3 protein-coding genes are annotated in these 2,791 nt (G+C 62.7%); 2 read left to right on the forward strand and 1 reads right to left on the reverse strand.

What is annotated here, in order from left to right; genetic code table 11:
- Positions 1–841: LysR family transcriptional regulator (locus tag AC1D1P_RS19925; protein WP_477674162.1), on the reverse strand; the 841-nt coding region annotated here is incomplete at its 3' end.
- 107 nt (positions 842–948) lie between these two features.
- Between AC1D1P_RS19925 and AC1D1P_RS19930 the strand changes: the two genes are divergently transcribed.
- Both AC1D1P_RS19930 and AC1D1P_RS19935 read left to right on the forward strand, forming a co-directional pair.
- A complete protein-coding gene (locus AC1D1P_RS19930) occupies positions 949–1,929 on the forward strand; it encodes a Bug family tripartite tricarboxylate transporter substrate binding protein (RefSeq protein WP_477674163.1) in 981 nt (326 codons plus the stop codon).
- 6 nt (positions 1,930–1,935) lie between these two features.
- Positions 1,936–2,791 (forward strand): amidohydrolase family protein (locus AC1D1P_RS19935; protein WP_477674164.1); only part of this gene is annotated, 856 nt, incomplete at its 3' end.

Below are 2,791 nucleotides of genomic sequence, written 5' to 3' on the forward strand. Positions count from 1 at the left end.
CTTCAAGCCCGGCCGACTCTTCTGGATATACCAGGTAGTAGCCGCGCGTAGACACCCATTGTTTCTTCGAAAGCTGGCGCAAGCGGCCGGTGGCGACCGCATCCTTGGCCATGAAATCAGGCAGCAGCACTGCGCCCAGGCCCACCACCGCGGCATTCAGGGCCATCGACATCAACTCATAGCGTGGCCCCTCTTGCCCGGTGCCGATTTCCATGCCTGCGTAGTCGAACCACTTTTGCCAGGCGTCCAATACCGTTGTGTGGTGTACCAGGGCGGATAAAGGCGTTCGGGACGTCAGCGACTTTCCGTTTTTGGCTATCCATGCCGGTGCGGCATACGGAGCCATGGCCAGGGGCAAAACAAAGTCGTTGTGCAGGCCCGGCCGTTTCCCGTCGCCAAATTCGAGCGAGGCATCTACCGGCATGCTCTTGAAATCAACCGAGCCCACGCGGGTGGCGAAGTTAAGAGTGATTTCGCTGTACGCGCGGGTGAAGTCCGGCAGGCGCGGAATCAGCCAGTAGCTGCCCAGCGATGCGCCGACCGACAGCGTCAGCGAACCCCCGCGCCCTTTGAGTGCCATCACATTGGCCGTGGCGCGCTCAAGGCGCTGGAGAATGGCGCTGACTTCTTCCAGGTAATAGCGGCCGGCCTCCGTCAGGACCACCGCATCCCGGCGCCGCACAAACAGCTTGAGGTCAAGGCGGCTTTCAAGCGCCATGATCTGGCGGCTGACTGCGCCTTGTGTCAGGTGAAGCTCTTGCGCTGCTGCAGTAAAAGACCGCAGCCGCGCGCTGGCTTCAAGGCACAGCAGGGACATCGTGGAAGGCGCGCGTAGCATCATGGTGCATGAGAAAAAAACATGGAAGACGGACAAATTGTCGTTTGTAGCCAAAGATTTGTCCAAGCATCATTCAGTTTTCTCATTGATCAACCCTAAAGGTGGCCTTCATGACTGAATTTCAAGCAAGCCGGCGAGCGCTTCTCACGCTGGGTGCCGCGGCGATGGCAGCGTCGCCCCTGCTGGCGCGCGCCGCCTGGCCCGACCGGCCCATCCGGTTGATCGTGCCGTCTTCTGCCGGTGGCTCGCCGGACAACATTTGCCGCATCCTTACCGGCGAGTTGATGAAGACGCTGGGGCAGCCTTTTGTGATTGACAACAAGCCCGGCGCAAGCGGCAACATCGGCATGCAGGAGATCGTGCGGGCCGCACCGGACGGCTACACCCTGGGCTACGGCAACGTGGTCACGCTGGCGATCAACAAAGCCCTTTTCTCCAAACTCCCGTACGACCCCGACAAGCAACTGGTACCCGTGGCGTTGATCGGCTATGTGCAAAACGCGCTTGTCGTGCGCAACGACCTTGGCGTGAATAACGTGGCCGATTTGATTGCGCTGGCCAAATCCAGGCCCGGCAAGCTCAGCATGGCGTCTCCCGGCAACGGCACCACCGGGCACCTGGGGGGCGAGCTGTTCAAAAGCATGACCGGCACTTTCATGACCCACGTGCCTTACCGCGGCAGCCCGCAGGCGATTCAGGACCTGATGGGCGGCCAGGTCGACCTGATGTTCGACAACCTGTCGTCCATCGCGCCGCACATCAAGAGCGGCCGCGTCAAGGCGCTGGGCGTCTCAGGCCGGGCACGCAGCGTGCAGTTGCCCGACGTGCCCACCATCGGGGAGTCCGTTAAAGGCTATGAAACGACGGCCTGGGGCGGCATCGTGGCGCCGGCCGGTACACCGCGGGACATCGTGATGCGGCTCAACAGCGAAATCAACAAGGTGCTGGGGAATGCCACCGTCAATGAACGCTATGCCGCCATTTCCTTCGAAACCACCATGGGCCCACCCGACCGCCTGTTTGACCGCGCCATGCGGGAGACGCGGATGTGGGCGGATGTCGTCAAGCGCGCCGGCGTCCACCTGGATTGAACGCGCATGTTCGATGTCATCATTGAAGGCGGCGAGGTGATTGATGGAACTGGCGCGCCCCGCCTGCGTGCCGACGTGGGTGTATTCCAGGGCAAGATTGCTGCCATCGGCGACCTGGCATCTGCACCGGCAACAGAGCGCGTCAGTGCGCTTGGGCGCATCGTGGCGCCGGGCTTTATTGATACACACACCCATGACGACCGCTTGCTGCTGATGCCCACGGCGGGCCCGCACCCCAAGCTGTCGCAGGGCGTCACGACAGTCATAGCGGGCAATTGCGGCGTCAGCCTGGCCCCGCTGGAAACCGCCAACCCGCCAGCGCCGCTGGACATTCTGGGAACCGACGGCTGGGTCTACCGAAGTTTTGCGGCCTACCTCGACGCGCTGGCCCAGTCCAGCCTGGCCGTTAACGTGGCTTGCCTTGTTGGCCATTCCACGCTGCGGGTCAAGCACGTGGCAGACCTTGAAAGGGCCGCAACGCCTGAAGAGGCTGCTGCCATGGCGGCAGAACTCACGGCCGCACTAGACGCTGGGGCCATTGGTTTGTCGACGGGTTTGTACTATCCGCCCGCAAAAGCCGCGACGGCCGAAGAGGTGATTGCCGTAGGCGCACAGCTCAAGGCGGCGGGAGGCATCGTGGCCATGCACATTCGCGACGAAGGCGACGCCATTGACGAGGCGCTGCGCGAGGCCCTGCACATTGGCCGCGAGCTGGGTGTGGGCACCGTGATCTCCCATCACAAGCTGGTCGGCACGGCCAACCACGGCCGGTCTGTGCAGACATTGGCTCTGCTGGAGCAGGCCGCGCAAGGGCAAGCGGTGTGCCTTGACTGCTACCCCTACAACGCCTCGTCCACCATGC

Source organism: Polaromonas sp. P1_E1_2 (assembly GCF_056406035.1).

Excerpts from the sequence above, each read along its gene's own strand:
- AC1D1P_RS19930 (WP_477674163.1), top strand. The coding sequence starts at position 949 with ATGACTGAATTTCAAGCAAGCCGGCGAGCGCTTCTCACGCTGGGTGCC.